Annotated in this window: 17 protein-coding genes; 7 read left to right on the plus strand and 10 right to left on the minus strand. The window is 67.6% G+C overall.

The features are described 5' to 3' along the window. Nucleotides 1-90 precede the first annotated feature (90 nt). The gene (locus ACO073_RS29510) at nucleotides 91-2,241 is read left to right on the plus strand and encodes a hypothetical protein (RefSeq protein WP_422002901.1); all 2,151 of its coding nucleotides are present in this window, start codon (nucleotides 91-93) and stop codon (nucleotides 2,239-2,241) included. Nucleotides 2,242-2,256: 15 nt separating this feature from the next. Here ACO073_RS29510 and ACO073_RS29515 read toward each other — a convergent pair whose 3' ends face one another. Both ACO073_RS29515 and ACO073_RS29520 read right to left on the minus strand, forming a co-directional pair. Continuing rightward, nucleotides 2,257-3,237 carry a class I SAM-dependent methyltransferase gene (locus ACO073_RS29515; protein WP_422002903.1) on the minus strand — a complete coding sequence of 327 codons (981 nt, stop codon included), beginning with the start codon at nucleotides 3,235-3,237 and terminating at the stop codon, nucleotides 2,257-2,259. 3 nt (nucleotides 3,238-3,240) lie between these two features. Next, on the minus strand, nucleotides 3,241-4,236 hold the full coding sequence (locus ACO073_RS29520) for a fatty acid desaturase (protein ID WP_422002904.1): 996 nt from the start codon (nucleotides 4,234-4,236) through the stop codon (nucleotides 3,241-3,243). A 197-nt stretch (nucleotides 4,237-4,433) separates the two neighbouring features. Between ACO073_RS29520 and ACO073_RS29525 the strand changes: the two genes are divergently transcribed. Further along, nucleotides 4,434-5,246, plus strand: a complete 813-nt coding sequence (locus ACO073_RS29525) for a hypothetical protein (RefSeq protein WP_422002905.1) — start codon at nucleotides 4,434-4,436, stop codon at nucleotides 5,244-5,246. A 38-nt stretch (nucleotides 5,247-5,284) separates the two neighbouring features. On the opposite strand, the gene ACO073_RS29530 is transcribed toward ACO073_RS29525, so the two are convergent. Further along, entirely contained in the window at nucleotides 5,285-5,596 is a 312-nt protein-coding gene (locus tag ACO073_RS29530) for a hypothetical protein (RefSeq protein WP_422002907.1), read from the minus strand. Nucleotides 5,597-5,829: 233 nt separating this feature from the next. Here ACO073_RS29530 and ACO073_RS29535 point away from each other — a divergent pair, with 233 nt between their 5' ends. The 5 genes from ACO073_RS29535 to mobB all read left to right on the plus strand — a co-directional run bounded on the left by ACO073_RS29535 (nucleotide 5,830) and on the right by mobB (nucleotide 8,824). Next, nucleotides 5,830-6,144: a hypothetical protein gene (locus ACO073_RS29535; protein WP_422002909.1), complete on the plus strand. Its 315-nt coding sequence runs from the start codon at nucleotides 5,830-5,832 to the stop codon at nucleotides 6,142-6,144. A gap of 352 nt (nucleotides 6,145-6,496) precedes the next feature. After that, the gene (locus ACO073_RS29540) at nucleotides 6,497-7,009 is read left to right on the plus strand and encodes a DUF992 domain-containing protein (RefSeq protein ID WP_422002910.1); all 513 of its coding nucleotides are present in this window, start codon (nucleotides 6,497-6,499) and stop codon (nucleotides 7,007-7,009) included. A 146-nt stretch (nucleotides 7,010-7,155) separates the two neighbouring features. Then, nucleotides 7,156-7,524, plus strand: a complete 369-nt coding sequence (locus ACO073_RS29545) for a hypothetical protein (protein ID WP_422002912.1) — start codon at nucleotides 7,156-7,158, stop codon at nucleotides 7,522-7,524. Next, the gene (fdhD, locus tag ACO073_RS29550) at nucleotides 7,521-8,315 is read left to right on the plus strand and encodes a formate dehydrogenase accessory sulfurtransferase FdhD (protein WP_422002914.1); all 795 of its coding nucleotides are present in this window, start codon (nucleotides 7,521-7,523) and stop codon (nucleotides 8,313-8,315) included. Before ACO073_RS29545 ends, fdhD begins: the two co-directional genes overlap by 4 nt. Then, nucleotides 8,312-8,824, plus strand: coding sequence for a molybdopterin-guanine dinucleotide biosynthesis protein B (mobB, locus tag ACO073_RS29555; RefSeq protein WP_422002916.1), 513 nt, complete (start codon nucleotides 8,312-8,314; stop codon nucleotides 8,822-8,824). The genes fdhD and mobB overlap by 4 nt, the downstream gene beginning before the upstream one ends. Here mobB and ACO073_RS29560 read toward each other — a convergent pair. From ACO073_RS29560 to ACO073_RS29590, 7 genes are all read right to left on the minus strand, one after another. After that, complete coding sequence (locus ACO073_RS29560) at nucleotides 8,821-10,224, minus strand: FecR family protein (protein ID WP_422002917.1); 1,404 nt, start codon at nucleotides 10,222-10,224, stop codon at nucleotides 8,821-8,823. The genes mobB and ACO073_RS29560 overlap by 4 nt on opposite strands. Before the next feature lie 158 nt (nucleotides 10,225-10,382). Next, nucleotides 10,383-13,286, minus strand: coding sequence for a FecR domain-containing protein (locus ACO073_RS29565; RefSeq protein WP_422002919.1), 2,904 nt, complete (start codon nucleotides 13,284-13,286; stop codon nucleotides 10,383-10,385). A 115-nt stretch (nucleotides 13,287-13,401) separates the two neighbouring features. Further along, nucleotides 13,402-14,751 (minus strand): tetratricopeptide repeat protein, encoded by a 1,350-nt coding sequence (locus ACO073_RS29570; protein ID WP_422002920.1) that lies wholly within the window; start codon nucleotides 14,749-14,751, stop codon nucleotides 13,402-13,404. A gap of 64 nt (nucleotides 14,752-14,815) precedes the next feature. After that, nucleotides 14,816-15,811 carry a glycosyltransferase family 2 protein gene (locus ACO073_RS29575; RefSeq protein WP_422002922.1) on the minus strand — a complete coding sequence of 332 codons (996 nt, stop codon included), beginning with the start codon at nucleotides 15,809-15,811 and terminating at the stop codon, nucleotides 14,816-14,818. Further along, entirely contained in the window at nucleotides 15,808-17,547 is a 1,740-nt protein-coding gene (locus ACO073_RS29580) for an IlvD/Edd family dehydratase (protein WP_422002924.1), read from the minus strand. Before ACO073_RS29580 ends, ACO073_RS29575 begins: the two co-directional genes overlap by 4 nt. Nucleotides 17,548-17,578: 31 nt before the next feature. After that, nucleotides 17,579-18,697, minus strand: a complete 1,119-nt coding sequence (locus ACO073_RS29585; protein ID WP_422002925.1) for an NAD(P)/FAD-dependent oxidoreductase — start codon at nucleotides 18,695-18,697, stop codon at nucleotides 17,579-17,581. A 128-nt stretch (nucleotides 18,698-18,825) separates the two neighbouring features. Then, nucleotides 18,826-19,143 carry a hypothetical protein gene (locus ACO073_RS29590; RefSeq protein ID WP_422002927.1) on the minus strand — a complete coding sequence of 106 codons (318 nt, stop codon included), beginning with the start codon at nucleotides 19,141-19,143 and terminating at the stop codon, nucleotides 18,826-18,828. Nucleotides 19,144-19,239 lie beyond the last annotated feature (96 nt).

Consider the following 19,239-nt stretch of genomic DNA (forward strand, 5'->3'; position numbering starts at 1 on the left):
GCGCAGAATGGAACTGTTGACCAAATGTTGAGTGCCCGTCTTCGAAGTCTCAGGAGAAGCATTCAGACCAATCGGCGCGCCTTCGTGTCCATGGCGGCTTTCAGGAGCATTTCTGGTGCATTCCTTGCCAAGCGGCTGAAGGTCCATCGGGACGGGGCGGACCAGGAAGCGATTGACTGGTCGGCGGCTCTGAACGCGGTACTTGTGTTGCCGTTGGGCGCTCTTCTTTCCCTGGGTTTGCATCCGCTCGTATCCTTGACTTCGGTTGCTTCAGGGACGGATGTCCTCGTCGACTGGCAAAGGCCGACGCCATCCACGGCGGCGGCGCACTACGTGTTGGGCGTCGTGCTCTGCTTCTCGCTTTCAACATGGGCCGCCATGTATCGACCGCTCCCCCTGTTGCGGCTGGCCGCCTGGAGCGCGGTCTGTGTGACTCTCTCGGTCCTTGCGGTCATGCTGGCGTGCACCAGCCTGTTGGCGCAGCACATCATCTACAAGAACGGAAGTGCATGGCCCGCCTGGCTCGGATTGATCGCCTACATCGCGCTGCTTTTCTGGTATCGCAAGGTGTCTCCGGCGCCAGTGGCCGATACCTCCAAAGCCGGTAGTTTCTTCCCCGGCGAGAGATCGATGCCAATGTCGATCTCGGGATATCTCGGCGACGTTGGTGCCGTCGTATTCTTCTACCTGGTCTTCTGGCCGCTGCCGTTCAGTGCGCTTCTCGACGGTTGGGACTTGAAGAATGCCCACGCGATCTCCTACCTGATCGGCCCCGCGCTCCTGTCGCAAGTGCCGGGCAACCTTCCGAACGTCGACTATTTCTCTCAATATAGTTTCGGCGTCCCGTACATCTTCTCCTGGATGCTGACCTCCGACATAGCCCAAGTCATTGCTCGATATTTGTATGCGATGACGGTCGGCATGATCCTCTTTTCGGCACTGTATTACTACCTTGCGTCGAGGTTGTATGCGAGCCGGTTCTGGGGATTCGTCTTTACGTTGCTCATGTTGATCTTTCTGGCGCACTCGATTCCCTGGCATGAGCCCAGCAGCGCTCCACTTCGCTTCGTGTTCTTCCCGATCTGTGCCGTTGCGCTTTTGAAGTATGGCCTTTCGAATGCGCGATCTGCAGTCGCTGCGGGTCTGTTGAGCGCACTCGCGATCATGAACAATACGGAGACCGGCATACACACGTCACTCGCATTCGTCACCGTGCTGTTCGTCGGCTCACTGTCCTGGAAGGAATTCCTCGAGCGTTCCGTGTTGCTGCTCGCGACTGCGTTTGCGGGAGTCGCTGTGATGTCCGTGCTTGCCTACGGATGGGGCGCTCTCAGTCTGGATTTCCTGGTCGGGAATCTCAGACCTCTCATCGTGTACAGCGTCCTTGGATTCGGCAACTATCCCCTTCCCTGGGACCTCAAGCATTGGACATGGATGCAATGCCTGGTCGTTCCAGGTCTTGCGACGCTGTTGCTTGCCTTGCTCTACTACAAGACCTGGACGAACCGCGTGCTGGGCCGCGCTGACCAAGCCCTGGTCTTCTGCAGTGCGTTCGGACTGCTTCTGTTCGTGAAGTTCCTGTACCGCAGCTTCCTGGGGCTCGGACATGCGAACGGTGGCCCTCTGATCGTCGTCCTGGGGTTCTGGGTCGTATTTGCCTTGCGAAAAGCAATCGAAGTGAACCGATGGCGCCCGGGCTGGGCGAACGCCGGTGCATTTGCCCTGTCACTTGCGGCCTTTCTTCTGTTCCTTCACACCTTCCGGGAGAACTATCCCGGCGCTGACGTAAAGTACCATGCTAGCTGGGGAAATTTTCCGTCTGTGCTCAACCGGCTGATGGGCGTGGTATCCGGCTCGCAAAGCGGGGACCCGCTCTCCGGGAAAGTGACGGCAATGTTCAGCGATAGCGATGTCGATTTGATTCGGAAGCATTCCACGGAATCCGAGCCGGTCTGGATCTACGCTGAAGAGGATTGGGCCTACCTCATGCGAGCCCAGCGAAAGCCGGCATCGACCGTGTTGCCGATCATCCACGTGCTGATCGAGCGCGATGTGAATGCCATGAAGGCCAAGTTCGAGCGTGCCGCCTCAGAGTATGTCTTTGTGCAGAAGAAGTATGAAAATCTCCTGCGCAGCAATCACCCGCTGGCGATGTTCCCGAAGTTCGGCGAACATTATGCCTCGTATGCGACGGGAGACGATCTCGTCGTCTACAAAAGAAAAAAGACCAGTTCGCCCTAAGGGGGGTCCGCAATCTCACCCAGCGGCTGTTGAGCGCAGGACGACGGTCATGTTCGAGGTCTGGCCGGTGAGCTTGAGGCCGATCCAGTCGAACATCGCGAAGAAGCTCAGAAGCACGAACGGCTTCAGGCCGGAGACGAAACAGTCGCGCGGCTCGAAGATGGCAGCCAGCTTCGGCGCGCGCTTCAGGAGGAGGTTGTGCATCGTCCACACCCATTGCGTCGGCGCCGGCGTGAACTGGGTCTCGAGGACCTCGAAGCCGGCGAGGGCGCCCATCCGGGCGAGGGTGGCCGGATTGAAGAACGTGAAGTGGCGCGGAATGTGGTACGAGCCCCAGGCGCCGTTGACGAAGTGTCTCGCGTCCCATGAATCGCGGTTGGGCGTCTCGAGGATCAGGATTCCGCCGGGGCGCAATGTCCGGGCCGCCTTCTTCACGACGGCCACCGGATCGGTGACGTGCTCGATGACGTTGGAGAGATTGATGACGTCGAACTGGCGATCGAACTCGACATCCTCGAAGAGGCCGCAATAGACGACGTGGCCGCGCTTTTGGGCGGCGGCGCAGACGTCGGGATTGATGTCGACGCCGTATGTCTTGATGCGCGTCGGATCGGCCGACTTGAACAGGTAGAGCATCCACCCGTCGCCGCAGCCGACATCGAGAAGATCGATCGTGGTCCGGCCGTCGAGATGCCGCAGGAGCGAGCGTATCCGCCTGCCGTGGACACGGTGGCGAAGCCGCTGGGCGAGGCCCAGCTCCGCCGGATCGGCGTCCATGTTGTAGGAGTAGTAGTTGGCGGGATAGATCGTCCCCAGCTCTTCCACGATCGGCCGCGGGTTGAGGAATCGCAAGCTGCAGTTGCAGCATTCCACCACGGTGAAGACGTCGTCGCTGACGTAGTACTCGCGATCCACGCCGGAGGCGATCGGTCGGCTGTCGGTGGACCCGCAGATGTAGCATCGCAGCTCGACGGTCCTGATGGCGCGCTTGGGCATGCGCTAGAGGCCTCGCAGGTAGATTGCCAAAGAAGAGAGATAGGAACGCCGCCATGAGATCGTGTCGGCGGCCGCCGAGCCGCGGATCAGGGCCGAAAGCCGGGGAAGCCTGTAGTAGGGGACGAAGGGAAACATGTGATGCTCGGCGTGATAGTTCATGCCGTAAGGCGCCAGGAAAATCCGCTCGATCACGTTCGACTGCGTCGAGATCAGGCGCGAACCGGCGTCCCGATCCGGAACGGGCTCGGCATGCTCGGCGAACTGCCGGAAGGCATCGAAGAACGACACGAGCGTGGCGAGCGGCAGCGCCCACAGCACGAAGTAGGCCCACCAGATGCCGGCCAGGGCGAAGATCGCGAACAGGATGGCCTGCGCCAGCAGGATGGGACCATAGCTCGCCAGCGTTCCGTCCACCTTCTTGCTCGACCTGGATGGCCCCTCGCCGACGAGCGAATAGCCGAGGCGGCCGAGGACGAGGACGCGCACGAAGTGGACGACCAGCGACGTGAAGCCATGCTTGGGGGACGGCTCGTCGCGGCAGTAGAACTGGAACGCCGGATCGCGGTCGCTGCCCACGGTCTGGTGGTGGGCCAGATGCTGGGCCTGCGACCGCGAGAAGGGGGTGCCGCAGGGGGCGCCGATTGCCCACTTGGCGATGGCGTTGTTGACCGCACGACGCGGATGAAGCAGCGAATGCTGGCCATCGTGCATGAGGATCAGGAGAGCGTACTGCTGGGTCGCGATCACGACGAAGCAGATGGCGACAACGGTCACGGTCGGTGCAAGCGCGCAGGCGGCGATGGCCGCGCCGATGATCGCCCACGGCCGCGCCAGGTCGAGCCAGATCCGCCATGGCACATGCACCGCCAGGGCTTTCGCCTCGACGGCAAGTCGCGTTGCCTGGGGCCTGTCGTCGGCGGTGGTTCCGGACGCGTTTCGACCCGAGGCGCTGGACGTCGGTTCGGCGTCGGACGCGCGTGCCAGACTGGATGTCGCCATTCGCGCGACTGTAGCAATGGGCGCCAGCCGGTTCCACCGAATGCTGCAGGGCGATGGCGCCGTGGGGCATCCGCGGGTTGACCGCTACGACGGTGTCGCGATAGGTCGCCGCCGGGTGGGCAGCCGAAGCGACCCGCGCGTCCGACGCCGTACGGCATTGAGGAAAAGGGGGCGTTGCAGCCGCCCGGAGTGAGCGCATGGACTATGTCGCCGTCATCATCGGAATCGCGGTCGCCGCCGCCGTCGGCGTGCTCTTCCGCCGCAAGGCCCGGCCGGCCTCGACGTCGGGTCGTGCCGGCCAGTTCCTCGCTGTCGCGCTGGCGGCGGGCGTGACCGCTGCGGCGACGAGCCTGGGCATCGCCTACCTCCGTCACGGGAGCGGCGAGCCCGATGCCGCCGACGTCGACCGTGCGCTGGAGGCCACGCGGGCAATGCCGTTGGTCGGGCTCGTCATGGCCGAGCATCCCGAGGTCGAGGCGAAGATCCGCGCGGCGATCGAGGAGGACGTCCGCGAGGGCTCGCCCGATGCGCCGCGCGCCAATCGGGCGGGGGTCGAGATGCGGCAGCAGTATATCATCCCGACGTTGCGCAAGGCCGACGACGCGTCGGCGCTTGCCGCCATCGCCGCTCAGGAAGCCCTGATGCGGCACCTGCAGGCAAGCGACGAGCGGCTCTGTCGCGACGTCGGCCTGTCGGGTTTTCGCGATCCCAGGCGGCTCGACGCCGAAGGCCAGTCCCTCCTCCGGAAATCCCTGGCGTCACAGGAGACCGCCTATCGCAACGGCAAGAGTGCCGGGACGACACCCCGGACTCTCACCGGCTCCGAGCTACCGGAAGCGCTCGGGCGTGCAGGATTCGGCGTCGAGGACCTCGAACGGCTCGGCCGGCTGGACAAGATCCCCTATTCCCAGGCCTGCGCCGTCACGGTCAAGCTCTACGGGGCGCCGGCGAAGCTGCCGCCGGCCGAGGGCGCGCCGCTCGCCCGCTGGATGCTCACGATCCCGCAGTAGCCCCGATCGCCGACCGGCCCTGCGGGGAACCGGGCGCTTCAGTAGAGCGCCTGGCCGCGCGCCTTCATCACGTACTTCGTGGCGCGGTACTGGGTATCCTGGCGGACCGAGGCCGCCACCCTGGCATCGCCATCGAAATCGACCGCCTGGATCAGCTTGTCGGTCTCGGGCTTGCAGGCCATCGCCGCAGCCTGGGCTGCGGTCGCCGGATCGGCGGCGGAATCGGTGGCGGCATTGCGCTCCAGGCACTCTTCGCGCGCCTCGTAGCTCTTCTCGATCTTGACCTTTCGTCCGAGGTCGGTGGGTCGGACGAATCCACCCTCGCAGGCGCCCAGGAACAGGAGGGCCAAGACAAGAACGATTCGCATTAACGAGCCTCGGGCTGATCGATTTTGGGGCGCTACCTTCATCAGGCGCTTCGCCGCGTCAAGTGTCTCTCGTCCAGATGACCCTGGAACAAGGGCAAATCTCGGGCTGACGCCCGAATTCGGGAACGGTATCTATCTATCGCTTGGCCGGGGCGGAGCTTCGCGGGCTCCTGCCGCCACACTTCGAGGGATCGATGCGAATCGCTTTTGTTCTGGTGACCCTGCTGCTGGGCGGCTGCGCCGGCGCCTATCACACGCCGAGCGACGGGCGGCTGCAGACACGCATCAACAATGCCTACAAGGCGCGCGACGCCTGCCTCGAACGCAATGCCACGGCCGACGCTTCGATGGCAGCGACGGCGACCTCTCTCGAGCAGACCGTTGCGGCCGCGTGCCTGAGCGAAACCGACCAGTTGATCGATCTGATGAACCGCGATGGCGACCCGCGCGTCGCTGCGGCCATCCGCCGCGATTCGGAATTCCGCGCCCGCGGGTTCATCCTCAAGGCGCGCGGCGAAGGGTCCACCTGAGCCGCAAGACCCGCGCAAGCGGCGCGGGACCGGGGATCCCGCGCCGCGGCGACCGCCATGGCGACGTATCAGGGGGGAGGCGGTCGCGCCGGCCAACGCAGGGTCCAGCCGGCCCCTCAACTTTCAACGGCCCGGCCTACGGCGACCTGAAGATTCGCCCGACGTTACCCACAGGGGTCGCTGGTTGATCCGTATTTTCCCGGAGGCGGGATTTCAAACGAATGCCGCAATTCGGCGGCATCTGCTCCGGGCGCGGCACGTCATGCCGCCTCTTTCCGCAGCCTTGGCACGTGGCCGGCGTTTGTTCCGCAGCCGCCCGCGGCGGGCGGCGGCCAATCCAAGGAGACTGTCGATGCTTCGATCCATTCTTGCCGCGACGGGCGCTGCCGCGCTTCTGGCCGTGTCCGTCCTCCCGGCCTCGGCCCAGTCTCCCGCCACGCCGGGCACGCCCGCGGCCAAGGGCCGGTCGGGCGCCAATGTCGGCTCGCTGAGCTGCACCGTGGCCGGCGGCATCGGGTTCGTCTTCGGATCGTCGAAGGACCTGAGTTGCCTGTTCACGCGAACCGACGGCATCGCCGAGAAGTACACCGGCTCCATCAAGAAGTACGGCGTCGACATCGGCTTTACCAAGGAAGCGCAGATGGTCTGGCTGGTCTTCGCGCCGGGCAACATCGCGCCGGGCGCGCTGAACGGTACCTATGTCGGCGCGACGGCCGCGGCCTCGGTGGGCGTCGGAGCCGGCGCCAACGTGCTGGTCGGTGGCGGCAACGGTCAGGTCACCCTCCAGCCCGTGAGCGTCGAGGGCAATGTCGGCCTGAACATCGCCGCGGGCGTGGGCGAGGTCGAACTCAAGTACGTGAAGTAGCGGCGCTTGCGGGCGGCCGGCGGGCAGGGTCAACTCGACCCTGTCATGCCGACCGCCGCCAGATCCGTGAGCGCTTGTCCCCTGGACGGGCGGACCGCCGCGAAGAAGGTGGTGCGGAGCGACTTCGCACCGATCCGGAGTCCGCGATGACGACGGACTTCGACCTCTGGCTGGCCAATCAGCTGGCCGACAGCGGTGCGTTCACGCTGTTCGTCGTGCCCATCCGCATGGACGGCGACAGGCTGGTCCCGCTCAAATCGTCGTATGTCCACCTGACTGATGGCGCCGTGACCTGGCGCGAGACGACCGGGCGGCTGGACGCTGCGGGCGCGTGGGACGGCGCGGCGTTCTTCGTCGGCTTGGGGGAGGGCGGCGGGCCGCTCCCGGACCTCGCGGCGGCCCTCACGCTGGCCCAGGTCGAGGCGGAGGTGAAGCGCGATCCGCTCGTCCTCAACCGCGGTCGCTTCTTCGACGCCGAGGGCGGCCAGGTTCGGATCGACGAGGTCGCCGGATGAGCGGGGGATCGATCCATCGCGCTGCCGAGCGACTCACGGCGTCGGGGCACGAGACGCTGGACGAGGTCGTGGCCGAGGAGACGGCGGTGGCGCTGGTCTACAACGGCATCAGCCATGCGGTGATGATGGCCACGCCCTGCGACCTCGACGATCTGGCGCGGGGCTTCTCGCTGACCGAGGGCATCGTCGACAAGGCGGGGGAAATCTACGACATCGAGGTCGAGCCGGTCGGGCGCGGCATCGAGGTGCGCATCGACATCGCAAGCCAGCGCATGGCGCGCCTGCAGGCGCGACGGCGAAGCCTGGCCGGGCGCACCGGCTGCGGCCTGTGCGGCGTCGACAGCCTCGAGGCGGCGCTGCGTCCGGTGGCCGTGGTGCAGGACCCGTCCGGCGTCTCGCGACAGGCGATCGAGCGGGCGATGGCGGCCCTGCCGGCCGAGCAGCGCATCAATCGCGTGAATGGCGCCACCCACGCGGCGGGCTGGGCGCGGGCGGACGGCACGCTGGTGGCGGTCCGCGAGGATGTCGGCCGCCACAACGCGCTCGACAAGCTGGGAGGCGCCATCGCCGCGACGGAGCGGGGGCCCGGGGCGTTCGTCGTCGTCACCAGCCGCTGCTCCTACGAGATGGTGCACAAGGCGGCGGCGCTCGGCGCCGTGGCCATCGCCGCCGTCTCGGCGCCGACGTCGCTCGCCATCGAGACGGCGCAGCAGGCTGGCATCGCCCTTCTCGCCTTCGTGCGCGAGGGCCGCCTCACGGTCTACGCCCGGCCCGAGCGGATCGTACCGTGACGGCCACGCGCGTGTTCGGCGTCACCGGCTGGAAGAACGCCGGCAAGACCACCCTGGTCGAGCGGCTGGTCGCCGAGTTCGTCCGCCGGGGCTGGCGCGTCAACACGATCAAGCATGCCCATCACGATCTCGACATCGACCAGCCGGGACGGGATTCGTTTCGCCACCGGGCGGCCGGGGCGACCGAGGTCGCCGTGGTGGGCGGGCACCGGTACGCCATCATGCGCGAGCAGGAGGAGGCGCCGCTGGCCGAGGTCCTGGCACGGCTGGCGCCGGCCGACCTCGTCCTGATCGAGGGCTACAAGCGCGAACCCCACGCCAAGATCGAGGTTCGCGGCGGCACGGGCGAGCCGATGGCACCCGCCGATCCGAACATCGTGGCGGTTGCCGCCGACGACCGCCCGGTGGACACGCGGCTGCCGTGGTTCCGCCGCGACGACATCGAGGCCATTGCGGATTTCATCGCTGAGCGCCTGCCGTCGGCCCGGACCGCCGCTCGCCCCGCCTAGCGGGTGCCCGTGTAGACGCCGACGCCGTTGTAGTTGTTGGGCCCGGTGACGGTGAACGTGCCGAGCTGCTGGTTGGCGGGCGTGGTGGGCGTCGAGAGGAAAACGCCGATGAGGTTGTTGATGCTGCGACCCTGCGGCCCCGAGGTCGACGGCAGAGGGTTGGTCGACTGGAAGGCCGGCCCGTTGTTGATCAGGAAGGTGTTGGGCGCGGTCCCGCCGCCGTAGACCGTGTTGTCGATCCGCACCGTCGCGATGCCATTCTGCGCGCCGAAGTTCCAGGCGTTCTGATAGGTGCCACTGACGACGCTCGAACCGTTGATGAGCGCGAGCGCCGCACCGCTGTAGGTGGCCGTGGCCTGCTGCATGTTGAGTGTCGCGAGCTCGTTGATGGTCGAGAGCCGGCTGCTGGGATCGATGTTGAGCAGCGTGAAATCGAGCGTGCTGCCGGGCGAGGTGGGCGGAATCACGCCGGGATCAAGGGTTTCGTAGCGGCGTTCTTCCGAAGCCTGTTGCACGGCCTGCTGAGTCGCCGCGCTGTCGCCGGCGCTGGCGATCGCCGTGGATACCGAATTGTTGGGGTTCTGGTTGCTCGGGCCAGGCCCGCTGCCGAAGGCCTCGCCGGTGTGCAGCGACACGACGCGCGCGGTCTGGCCCGAATTGGCGGCCGACAATCCCGAGCTCTGGATCGATCGGTCGATGGCACCGGCGGGAGCGGACGCGCCGCCGCCGCCCGGTTTCCCCGCCGGGGCGCCGCGGCCCTCGAGCTGGGCGAGCTGCCCCGACAGGGCGCCCGGAGGCAGGAGTGTCGGCGGGCCGGGCCGGGCGCCGAGCGCGGTCACGACCTGGGATCCGGGCCGGGTGACGTTTTCCGTCGCCCCGGCGCCGGTCACGCTCATGCTCTTGCCGAATACGAAGGTGGAGGCGGTCCGGGACGCCTGGACGTCGAGCAGCGTGATGCCGCCGCGGATGCCGATGGTGCTCGACGGGGTGGTGATGGTGATGGGCCTGGTCTTGCTGATCTTGCCGCCCACCAGCCGGAGGACGCCGCGGCTGGCATTGATCGCCAGCTCGCCGGTCTTGCTGTTGGGATCGAAGACGAAGCGGTCGATGGTGAGCTGCGCGTTGGGACTGACCGTCAGCGACGAGCCGTCGAGGAACACGAGATGGGCGCGGTCGTTGGTGCTGGTCGTGATCAGCTCGTTCGCCTGCACGTCGATGCCGATGCGCAGCACGCGCTCGGCCTCGGCAGGCGGCTTGCCCAGCGGATCGCCGTCGGTCGCCGAGGTGACGCCGACGCGCGCGGCCGCGGGTCCGACGGCGAGGGATCCCGCCACAAGCATCGAGGCGGAGACCAGCGCAGCGCGAAGCAGGCGAGGCCGCGACAGAGCGGAAACTGTCATGACGATCATCATGCGGCGTACGGGCGCCGTCCTCCGACAGAACTGGGCCGCTCGTGCGCGGCCAAGGAACTTCAGGCCCGGATTGTGTCGAATTGCCGATCAACTCGGGGCCCGGCCTGAATTAGCGCCGGATGTTGCGTCCTGGCAACAGTCGCCGCTCAGCGCTGGGCCGCGAAGATGCCTCCTGCGGTGTAGCCGGTGCCGGTGATGGCGAAGTTGCCGCCCTGTCCCTTCGCGGGCTGGTTCGGACCGCCGTCGAAGAAGGCGCCGCTCAGCGTCACGCTGCGGCCGTTGCTGCCGGATATGCCGACCGACGTCGTGTTGATGGAGGGCGAGACGCTGCTGCCGAACGTGTTCGGCGTCGAGCCGCCGCCGAAGGTCGCGCCGTCGAACGCCATGGTGGCGACGCCGTTGCGGTTCGCGAAGTTCCACTGGTTGGTGTAGGTGCCGGCAGCAACGTAGGCATTCACACCGTTCTGGACGTTGCCGACCATGTGGCCGGTGAAGGTCGCCGTGCCGGTGAGCGCGTTCAGATCGGCGATCGACGTCATCTTGCCGGCGACGTAGGTCGCGAGATGGAGGCGGTCGCGGGTGTTGGGATTGTAGGAGCTGTCGGCATTGTAGCGGACCTCGCCGCTCCACCAGCCCCAGGTCATGAACTCGCAGGCGCAGGGCGTGACGCCCTGCTCGGCGAAGAACTGCGCGACCGGCGCGCTGTTGTAGCTGAGCAGCGTGGTTCGCGACGTGACGTCGGACCCGCCGGCCACCGATGATCCCTGGGTGACCTGCGTCGTCGTGTTCGACGCGAACACGTCGGAGGGACGATCGCGCAGGGCGTAGATCTTGTCGTCGATGAAGGAGCTGGTCGCGTAGCTGGCGCCGCTGTTGCCGCCGAGCTTGAAGGTCGCCGTCGTGGAAGGCCCGTCCCATTGAGAGATGGTGATGGTGGCCGCGGCCCGGTTGTTGGTCGCGCTGGTCTCGAGCGAGATCGTGTTGTTGCTGCCGGCGCCAGCGGCGGTCGTGCCGCCGATCACGCGGTTGCTGATGTTGCCGGAGGCGTCGCGGTGCTCGACGATGCCGCCGACGAACCCGGTCAGGGTCTGGTCGGTGCGGCTCTGGCCGACATTGCCGGGGGTCGTCGACTTCACCGCCACGGTGGTCGTCGAATAGTCGCTGCCGGGAAGGTTCGTGTAGGGCTGGTCGAACGCCGCCTGCGGGGTTCGCGTCGTCGAACCCTGGGTGATCGTGCCGCTGCTGCTCGTGATGTCGGTGCGCGCGCTGCTGTTCGTCAGCACCATGGTGTTGGCCTGCGGTCCGAAGACCGAGTTGCCGCCGCCGGTGTCGAAGGTCGACTCGGCGGACGCCAGGCGCCCGATCTTCTCGGAACCGCCCATCCGGTAGGTGCCGCTGTAGGCGCCCGACGCGAAATTGGTGTCGTTGTTGTAGTCCCGGAAGTAGTCGCCAACGAGAAGGCCGACATACGACTTCTGCCCGGCGCCCACACCGCCGATCGAGACCGTGGATTGCATGAAGGTGGAACGCTGGGGACCGGGCGACGCGCTGCCGACCGGTCCGCCCGTCTGTGGCGAGTAGGCCGAGTAGAGGGGCGATGTGGTGGCCGACTGGCGCAGGACCTGATCGTTGGCGACCGTCGGGCTGGCGAAGGGGAGGGCGTCGGCGGCGCCAAGCGTCTTCAGCGTATACGTGGCGACGCCGGAGGTCGGGAACTGTGCCAGCGTGGTGGGCGTGCCGCCCACGAAGCCCACCCTCTTGTTCGCCTGGTCGAGGAAAGCGTAGGCGAAGAAGTCGCCGGTCGGGCTGACGTAGCCCGTGCCGGTCAGGGGACCGAGCGTGGGGTGCGAGAGCTGGACGCTGAACTCGTTCCCGCCGGGCTGCCATGGGACGGTGAACGAACGACCGTCCACCAGGTTGATGGTCGCCGTCCCGTTGCCGTTGATGGTCCCCGTGGGCGACAGGTTGACGTTGTTCTGCGCGACCGGCGTGACGCCGAGCGTCTGGTTGTTGAAGCCGGTATAGCGGGGCTCCGCGGCGAACCGACCGCGCGTCACCAGGACGGTGGTCGTGGGGGTGCTGGGCTGGGGTGTCGTCGCGATCGGCGGCGTGGGTGTCGTCCCTGTGCCGGTCGTTGTCGTCGTCGGGCGCGGGGTATTCTCGGCGCTCTGCGTTAGCTGGACTTCCGTCTGTACCTGCTGGGCGTTGCTGATGGCGCTCGGCACCGTGTCGTTGGGATTGCGGTTGGCGGGACCGGGGCCGCTGCCGAAGGAATTGTTCGCGCCCTGTGCCTGGGCGACGCCGGCGCCCTGGCCGGAATTGGTGGCGGAGAAGCCCGAGGTCTGCGCCGCCTGGTCGGCGCCAGCCGTGCGGGTCGTCGCCGAGCCGCCGGTGCCCGGGCCACCCCCCTCGAGCTGGGTGAGCTGGCCGGAGAGCGACCCCTGGCCGACCAGCGTCGGCTGGCCGGGTGTGGCACCGGAATTGGTCGTCACCTGGGAGCCGGGACGGGTCACGCTCTGGGTCTGTCCGGCGCCGGTCACGGTCATGCTGGAGCCGAACACGAAGGTCGAGACCGTGCGATTGGGCTGCACGTCCAGCAGGGAGATGCCGCCGCGGATGCCGATCGTGCTCGACGGCGTCGTCACCGTGATGGCGTTCTTCTTGCTGATGCGCCCGCCGACGATCCGCAGCACGCCGCGGGTGGCATTGATCGCGAGATCGCCGGACTTGCTGCTCGGGTCGTAGACGAACCGGTCGATGGTGAGCTGGGCATTGGGCCCGACCGTCAGGGAGGTCCCGTCGAGGAAGACGAGATGGGCGCGATCGTTGGCCCGCGTCGTGACGAGCTCGTTGGCCTGGATGTCGATGCCGATGCGCAGGATGCGTTCCGCCTCGCTCGGGGGCCGGCCGAGCGGGTCGCCGTTGGTCGCCGAGGTCACGCCGACCTTGGCGGTTGCCGGATCCGGCGCGGCCAGGAAGGAGGCCGAGAATGCGGTGGCGGCGAGCAAGGCCAGCCGCTGTCCACGCTGCGCTCGTTCGACCTTCGGCATCAGGACCTCCCGGACTGGAGCCGGCGTCCCGGTTCGGCTGGAGCCGCCGGCGAGAGGCCGGCCCGGGAACGCGCCTACGCGACGATGAAGCGTTGTCCGACCGGATGGACGGCGCCTAGAAGCGCCAGCTCACGCCGATCAGGGTGCTGTTATTGACGAAGGAGTAGTTTGGCAGATTTGCAGACCGGACGAAACGCCCCGCCGACACGGTGAGCGTCGTCCGTTCGTCGAACGGCACGGACAGGGTCAGGTTGAGGATCGTGTCGTTCTGCTGGCGCGTCACGGCCGGGTCGACCACGACATCGGGCTGATCGTAGGACCACCACTGCACGTTCGCCGCGAGGCCGATCGTCCACGGCAGCTTGCTGTTGAACAGCGGATCCTCGAAACGGAACTGCATCGCGCCGCCGACCCCGTAGAGCTGGTAGCTCTGCCACGGCGCGTTGTCCGTCTGGTAGCGCTGGGCCGCGCCGTTGGCGAACAGCGAGACCGACTCGGTCAGCGCGTACTGGAAGGTCGTGTTGGCGGAAAACTCGACGCCGTTGAAGAGAAGGCTGTTGAACGGCACGTACCAGGTGTCGGGATGCATCTGGCGACGCCATACGAAATTGGAGGTGTTGCGCAGCTTGCTCGTGAGCAGGACCCCGCTCTCCAGCCCGGAGCCATAGCTGCCGTAGAACGGCGTGTCGTTGACCCAGATGTAGCCTGCGGTGGCGAACGGCTTCAGCGTGACGTCCTCGAAGATCCCCTGGAAGACCTGGAAGCGCGGGCCCGTCGTCAGGTCGAGGATGGCGACGTTCGCGGCCGAGACCTGGAACTGGCGGTTGGCGTAGGCGGTGAGCTGGGTCTCCATCTGAGCCCGGTCCTGGGTCTGCAGGTCGTAGATGTGGCGGACCATCGCCGAGCCCACGACGCCCCAGTCGGCCGTCCCGAGCGAGGACTGGTTGAGATTGGCGACCTGGCCGAACAGCCGGACCGCCGAGGTCGCCGGGCCGAGATTGGCGTTCGACTGATAGCGGACGCCGGCAAAGACCTCGCCGAGGAAGCGCGAGGGCGACTGGCGCTTGCTGATCTCCGCCATGAACTGCTCGGCGCGGGATCGCACCTCCGGCGGCAGCGCGGGCGAGGCGAGCGCGGTCTCGAGGTACGTGCGGGCGACCTCGTACGAGCCGAGACGGAAGTAGAGCACGCCGAGCTCGAGCCGTACCCGCGGCAGGTCGGGGCTGATAAGGAGCATGCGCTCGAGGGCTGAGATGGCGCCCTCATAGTCGCCGATCTGGGTCGCGATGGTCGCGAACTTGAACAGCACGTCGAGGTTCGCCGGCTGCTTCAGCATCTCGTCGAACGCCGCGTTGTACTGGCGCTCCTGTTCCGGGGTCGCGTCGACCGGACCTTGAGCAAAGGCGTCGGCACCCAGGCCGAGCCACACCAGCCAAACCGAGACGAACCGCCTTACCCCACCCAAGACGCGCACTCTCCCCTGCGGAGCCTTTCCTGCTCCGACGTTCTGTAATCCTACTGCAAGATGATCAGGCGAGCCAGCTTCGTGCCACGAGCAGCCAGGAGACCGGCCAGTTCGCGCGGGCCGCCTTCATGCGCAGCAGCACGCGGCGGTACTGGCGCGGTCCGAGCGCGGCCTCGAACCGGTCGCGCTCCCGTTCCAGCGTGGCCTGCATGCGATCGAGCATGACCGAGTAGGTGTTGCCCCAGTTGCGGCTCGACAGGTGGAGGCGTCCGCCGAGCACCGGATTGTCGGCGGCGCCGTTGCGGCCGTGCAGGCGGTAGGAATAGAGCGCCTCGTCGATCAGCAGCGAGCCCGCCACCATCTGGGCCATCACCACGACATAGAAGTCCATGTGCAGCCGGAAGGCCTCGTCGTCCTCCGGGAAGACGAGGTCGATCAGCGAGCGGCGGAACATCATCGAGGAGGTGCTCACCCAGACCCAGTGCACCACCCGTTTGGTGTAGAGGCGATAGGGGACCTGTCCCCGCCAGTGCGCCGTCCCCGCGGCGACGTCGAGCGTCGGAACGCGGGCGGGATCGATGGGGACGAAGGCGCGATCGCGGTCGGCGCTCGCGCGATCCTTGCCGAACCAGTAGACGCAGCCTGCGATCAGCTTGCCGCTTTCGTCGATCAGGCGCGCATTGCACGCGGTGAAGCCGACCGCATAGGTCTCGTTCAGGTGGGCGGCGAGGTGGCGTTCGAGGAAGTCGGCGTTCCAGAGGTCGTCCGAATCGAGGAAGCAGACGAAGGTCGCGCGCGTCGCTGCAAGGCCGCGCCGCGTGGCGCCGGTCTGGCCGACGTTCTTCTCCAGCCGGATCAGCGAGAAGCGGGGATCGGCGATCTCGTCGAGAAGCTGCTGCACGACCGCCGCCGAATCGTCGGTCGAGGCGTCGTCGACGATCACGCATTCGAAGTCGCGCAGGGTCTGGACCGCGACCGACCGGATGGCATCGGCGATATAGTCGCGGCAGTTGTAGCAGGTGACGACGACGGAAACGCCGGGAAGCGTCGGATCCGTCACGGCTTGGCGGGGCCCAGGAAGCCGAAATCGACGCCTTCGTCGGCTTGCAGCACCTCCCTGTGGAAGAGGCCGGTGTATCCGCGGTCGCTGCCGGCGGGCGGGGGCGGTGCCTTCCAGGCCTTGCGCCGGGCCGCCAGTTCGCGGGCGGCGACGTGCAGCTCGAGCCGGCGGTTGGGCACGTCGAGCGTGATGCGATCGCCGGTCTTCACCAGCGCGAGCGGCCCGCCGACCGCGGCCTCGGGCGCCACGTGCAGCACGATCGTGCCGAAGGCGGTGCCGCTCATGCGCGCGTCGGAGATGCGGATCATGTCCTTCACGCCGGCGCGGGCCAGCTTCATGGGGATCGGGAAGGAGCCGGCCTCCGGCATGCCGGGCGCGCCCTTCGGACCGGCGTTGCGCAGCACGAGGATGTCCTCGGCCTTGACGTCGAGCTTCGGATCGTCGCCGCGCGCGGCGAGGTCCTCCAGGGAGTCGAACACCACGGCCCGCCCGGTGTGGGTCATCAGCGCCGGCGAGGCGGCGGCATGCTTGATGACCGCGCCGAGCGGGGCCAGGTTGCCGCGCAGCACCGCCATGCCGCCGGTCGGCTTGATCGGGTTGGCGGGCGTGCGGATGACCGTCTGGCCGGGCACCATCTCGGCGGCGTCGATCACCTGCCTCAGCGTGCGGCCGGCCACGGTGCGGCACGTCTCGTCGAGATGCGGGCGGATCTCGCGCATCAGGCGCGAATTGCCGCCGGCCCAGTGGAAGTGTTCCATGTAGTGGTCGCCCGACGGCTTCAGGTCGACCAGCACCGGCACCTTGCGGCCGATCGCGTCGAACGCCTCGAGCTCGAGGCGGATGCCCAGCCGGCGCGCCACGGCCGTGAGATGAACCAGCGCATTGGTCGAGCCGCCGATCGCCTGCAGGACGGTGAGGGCATTGCGGAAGGCGGCCTCGGTCATGATCTCGCTCGGCCGCGGGCCCTGCTTCCTCGCCATCTCCGCCGCCAGCCGTCCGGTCGCCTCGGCGACGCGCAGCCGGTCGGAATGCGTCGCCGGAATCGAGCCGCTGCCCGGCAGGCCCATGCCCAGGGTCTCGACGATGCAGCCCATGGTGCTGGCGGTCCCCATCACCATGCAGGTGCCCTTGGTCGGCGCCAGCCGTTCGCTCACCCGCTCGATGTCGGTCTCCGAAAAGGTGCCGGCGCGATACTGGCCCCACAGGCGTCGGCAGTCGGTGCAGGCGCCCAGCACCTCGCCCTTGAAGTGGCCGACCAGCATCGGCCCGACCGGCAGGACGACGGCCGGCCGGTCGACGCTCGCGGCGGCCATGAGCTGGGCCGGCAGGGTCTTGTCGCAGCCGCCGATCAATACCACCGAGTCCATCGGCTGGGCGCGGATCATCTCCTCGGTGTCCATCGACATGAGGTTGCGCAGGAACATGCTGGTCGGATGGGAGAAGCTCTCGTGGATCGACACGGTCGGAAAGACCATGGGGAGCGCGCCGGCCAGCATGACGCCGCGCTTCACCGCCTCGATCAGGTCCGGCACGTTGCCGTGGCAGGGATTGTAGTCGCTGAACGTGTTGGTGATGCCGACGATCGGCCGGTCGAGCGCGTCGTCGGAGTAGCCGCCGGCCTTGATGAAGGCCTTGCGCAGGAACAGCGAGAAGCCGGCATCGCCGTAGTTTGCCAGCCCCTGGCGCAGGCCGGTCGCCTTTTGTCCGCCGGCGGGGCGCCCTTTGCGGGATGCCATGACGTTCCTCTCCCTAGCTCTCCGGGCGATCTCACCCGAAGGATTTATCGCCTTCCAGCCCGGCCGCCCAGCGCGCATGCGCCGCCGGGTCGCGTCCGCCGGCGATGGTGCGCGCCAGCTCGAGGCCCATCAGCGCCCCGAACTTGAAGCCGTGGCCCGAGCAGGGCGACATCAGCCAGCCCTTCGAGCCGCGCTTCTCGACGACGAACCGTTCGTCGGCGGTGACGGTGTAGTAGCAGACCTTGAGCCGGTCGATCCGCCACCGCGCGAAATCGCGCAGCAGGCTGCGGCAGCGGTCGAGCAGCGGCCGCATCTCGTCCTCGGTGGCCACGCGATCGTCGGAAGGATCGCCGACGCGGCTGAACGTGTGGTCGCCGACCTTGAGGCCGCGTCCCTGCGCCGGCGGCACGAGGTAGAGGCCGACGTCCGTCGTCTTGTCGATGATCATCGGGGCTGTCGCCCAGGCGGCGCGCTGATCGGCCGGCAGGTCGAAGTAGACGACGATCTGGCGGGAAGGCTGCAGGCGAGCCGTCTCGGCCAGCAGACGGCCGGCCCAGGCGCCGGCCGCGACGACGACGCAGTCCGCCCCGTGGTCGCGGCCGCCGGCCCTCACGACACCCCGTTCCAGGTCGACGGTTTCGACCGGCGTGTGGGGCCGCAGCGTCACGGTGGCCTGGCCGGAGAGATGGCGGGCGAGCGCGCCGACGATGTCCTGGGCGAACAGGACGCCGCCGGTGTCCAGCCAGAAGGCACGCTCGACGCCGGTCACGTCGAGTTGCGGCACGCGCCGCCGCAGCGCGTCGGCCGTCAGCTCGAGCATCGGCCGGCCGATCGCGCCGAGCACCGCTGCCGAACGCACGGCCCAGCTGTCGCCTGATCCGGACAGGGCCAGGGTGCCGGTCGAGGCATAGAGCCGCTGGCCGATGTCCTGCCACATCGTGTCCCAGGCGGCGTAAGCGTCGTCGATCATCGCGGCGTATCCGCCATGGTCGCCATAGGGATGGCGGATCAGGCGATGCTCGTCGAACGAGGAAGCCCTCGGATCGGGCAGCGGACCCTGCTCGAAGAGCTCGACCTGATGGCCTTCGCGGGTCAGTCCCCACGCGGTCGCCAGTCCCATGATGCCGCCGCCCACGACGATCGTCTTCATGCGGCACCTTCGGCCGGGCGGATGGGCGGAGGCTGCACGGCGTGTGCGATGCCGGGGCCGCTGTCCCCGCCGCACGACGGACCTGCACGTTCAGCGATGAGGCGGTAGCCGACGCGGTAGCGCATGGCTTACGGGCGCGCCGTCGGCTCCGCCAGGACGTACACGGGCAGCTCGTGCCGGTCGTCGCGCGCCGCGGTGCCTTGCGTGTCCGCTTCCGCAGTTTCGGTCGTGAGGGGCGGCGAGGCGGCGCACAACGCGTCCGCCGGCACGCCGAGAAGGGGCGCGAGCGCCTGGCGCACGGAATCGGGGAGCTCGCGCGGCGTGCCGCGCATCAGGTACTGGTGCAGGTAGGCATGGTTGCACCCGATCGTCAGCGACAGCGTCCGCAGATCGAGGTCGGGTCGGCGCGCCAGGGTCGCGGCCAGGAGTTCGCGGGGAGAGTCCATGCGCGCTCCATCCTGCCAGCGGCCCTTGCAGGGGTCCATGGTGGATTGAACCACGGGGACGCCGCGCGTTTCCCGTCCTTTGCTCAAGGAATGCGT

The organism is Reyranella sp., from assembly GCF_965229815.1.
In the GTDB taxonomy this organism is placed as follows: Bacteria; Pseudomonadota; Alphaproteobacteria; order Reyranellales; family Reyranellaceae; genus Reyranella.

What these genes read in the sequence shown, in the direction of transcription:
- ACO073_RS29510 (WP_422002901.1), top strand. Translation starts at nt 91, where the DNA reads ATGGCGGCTTTCAGGAGCATTTCTGGTGCATTCCTTGCCAAGCGGCTG.
- ACO073_RS29515 (WP_422002903.1), bottom strand. Translation starts at nt 3,237, where the DNA reads ATGCCCAAGCGCGCCATCAGGACCGTCGAGCTGCGATGCTACATCTGC.
- ACO073_RS29520 (WP_422002904.1), bottom strand. Translation starts at nt 4,236, where the DNA reads ATGGCGACATCCAGTCTGGCACGCGCGTCCGACGCCGAACCGACGTCC.
- ACO073_RS29525 (WP_422002905.1), top strand. Translation starts at nt 4,434, where the DNA reads ATGGACTATGTCGCCGTCATCATCGGAATCGCGGTCGCCGCCGCCGTC.
- ACO073_RS29540 (WP_422002910.1), top strand. Translation starts at nt 6,497, where the DNA reads ATGCTTCGATCCATTCTTGCCGCGACGGGCGCTGCCGCGCTTCTGGCC.
- ACO073_RS29545 (WP_422002912.1), top strand. Translation starts at nt 7,156, where the DNA reads ATGACGACGGACTTCGACCTCTGGCTGGCCAATCAGCTGGCCGACAGC.
- fdhD (WP_422002914.1), top strand. Translation starts at nt 7,521, where the DNA reads ATGAGCGGGGGATCGATCCATCGCGCTGCCGAGCGACTCACGGCGTCG.
- ACO073_RS29560 (WP_422002917.1), bottom strand. Translation starts at nt 10,224, where the DNA reads ATGACAGTTTCCGCTCTGTCGCGGCCTCGCCTGCTTCGCGCTGCGCTG.
- ACO073_RS29565 (WP_422002919.1), bottom strand. Translation starts at nt 13,286, where the DNA reads ATGCCGAAGGTCGAACGAGCGCAGCGTGGACAGCGGCTGGCCTTGCTC.
- ACO073_RS29580 (WP_422002924.1), bottom strand. Translation starts at nt 17,547, where the DNA reads ATGGCATCCCGCAAAGGGCGCCCCGCCGGCGGACAAAAGGCGACCGGC.
- ACO073_RS29585 (WP_422002925.1), bottom strand. Translation starts at nt 18,697, where the DNA reads ATGAAGACGATCGTCGTGGGCGGCGGCATCATGGGACTGGCGACCGCG.
- ACO073_RS29590 (WP_422002927.1), bottom strand. Translation starts at nt 19,143, where the DNA reads ATGGACTCTCCCCGCGAACTCCTGGCCGCGACCCTGGCGCGCCGACCC.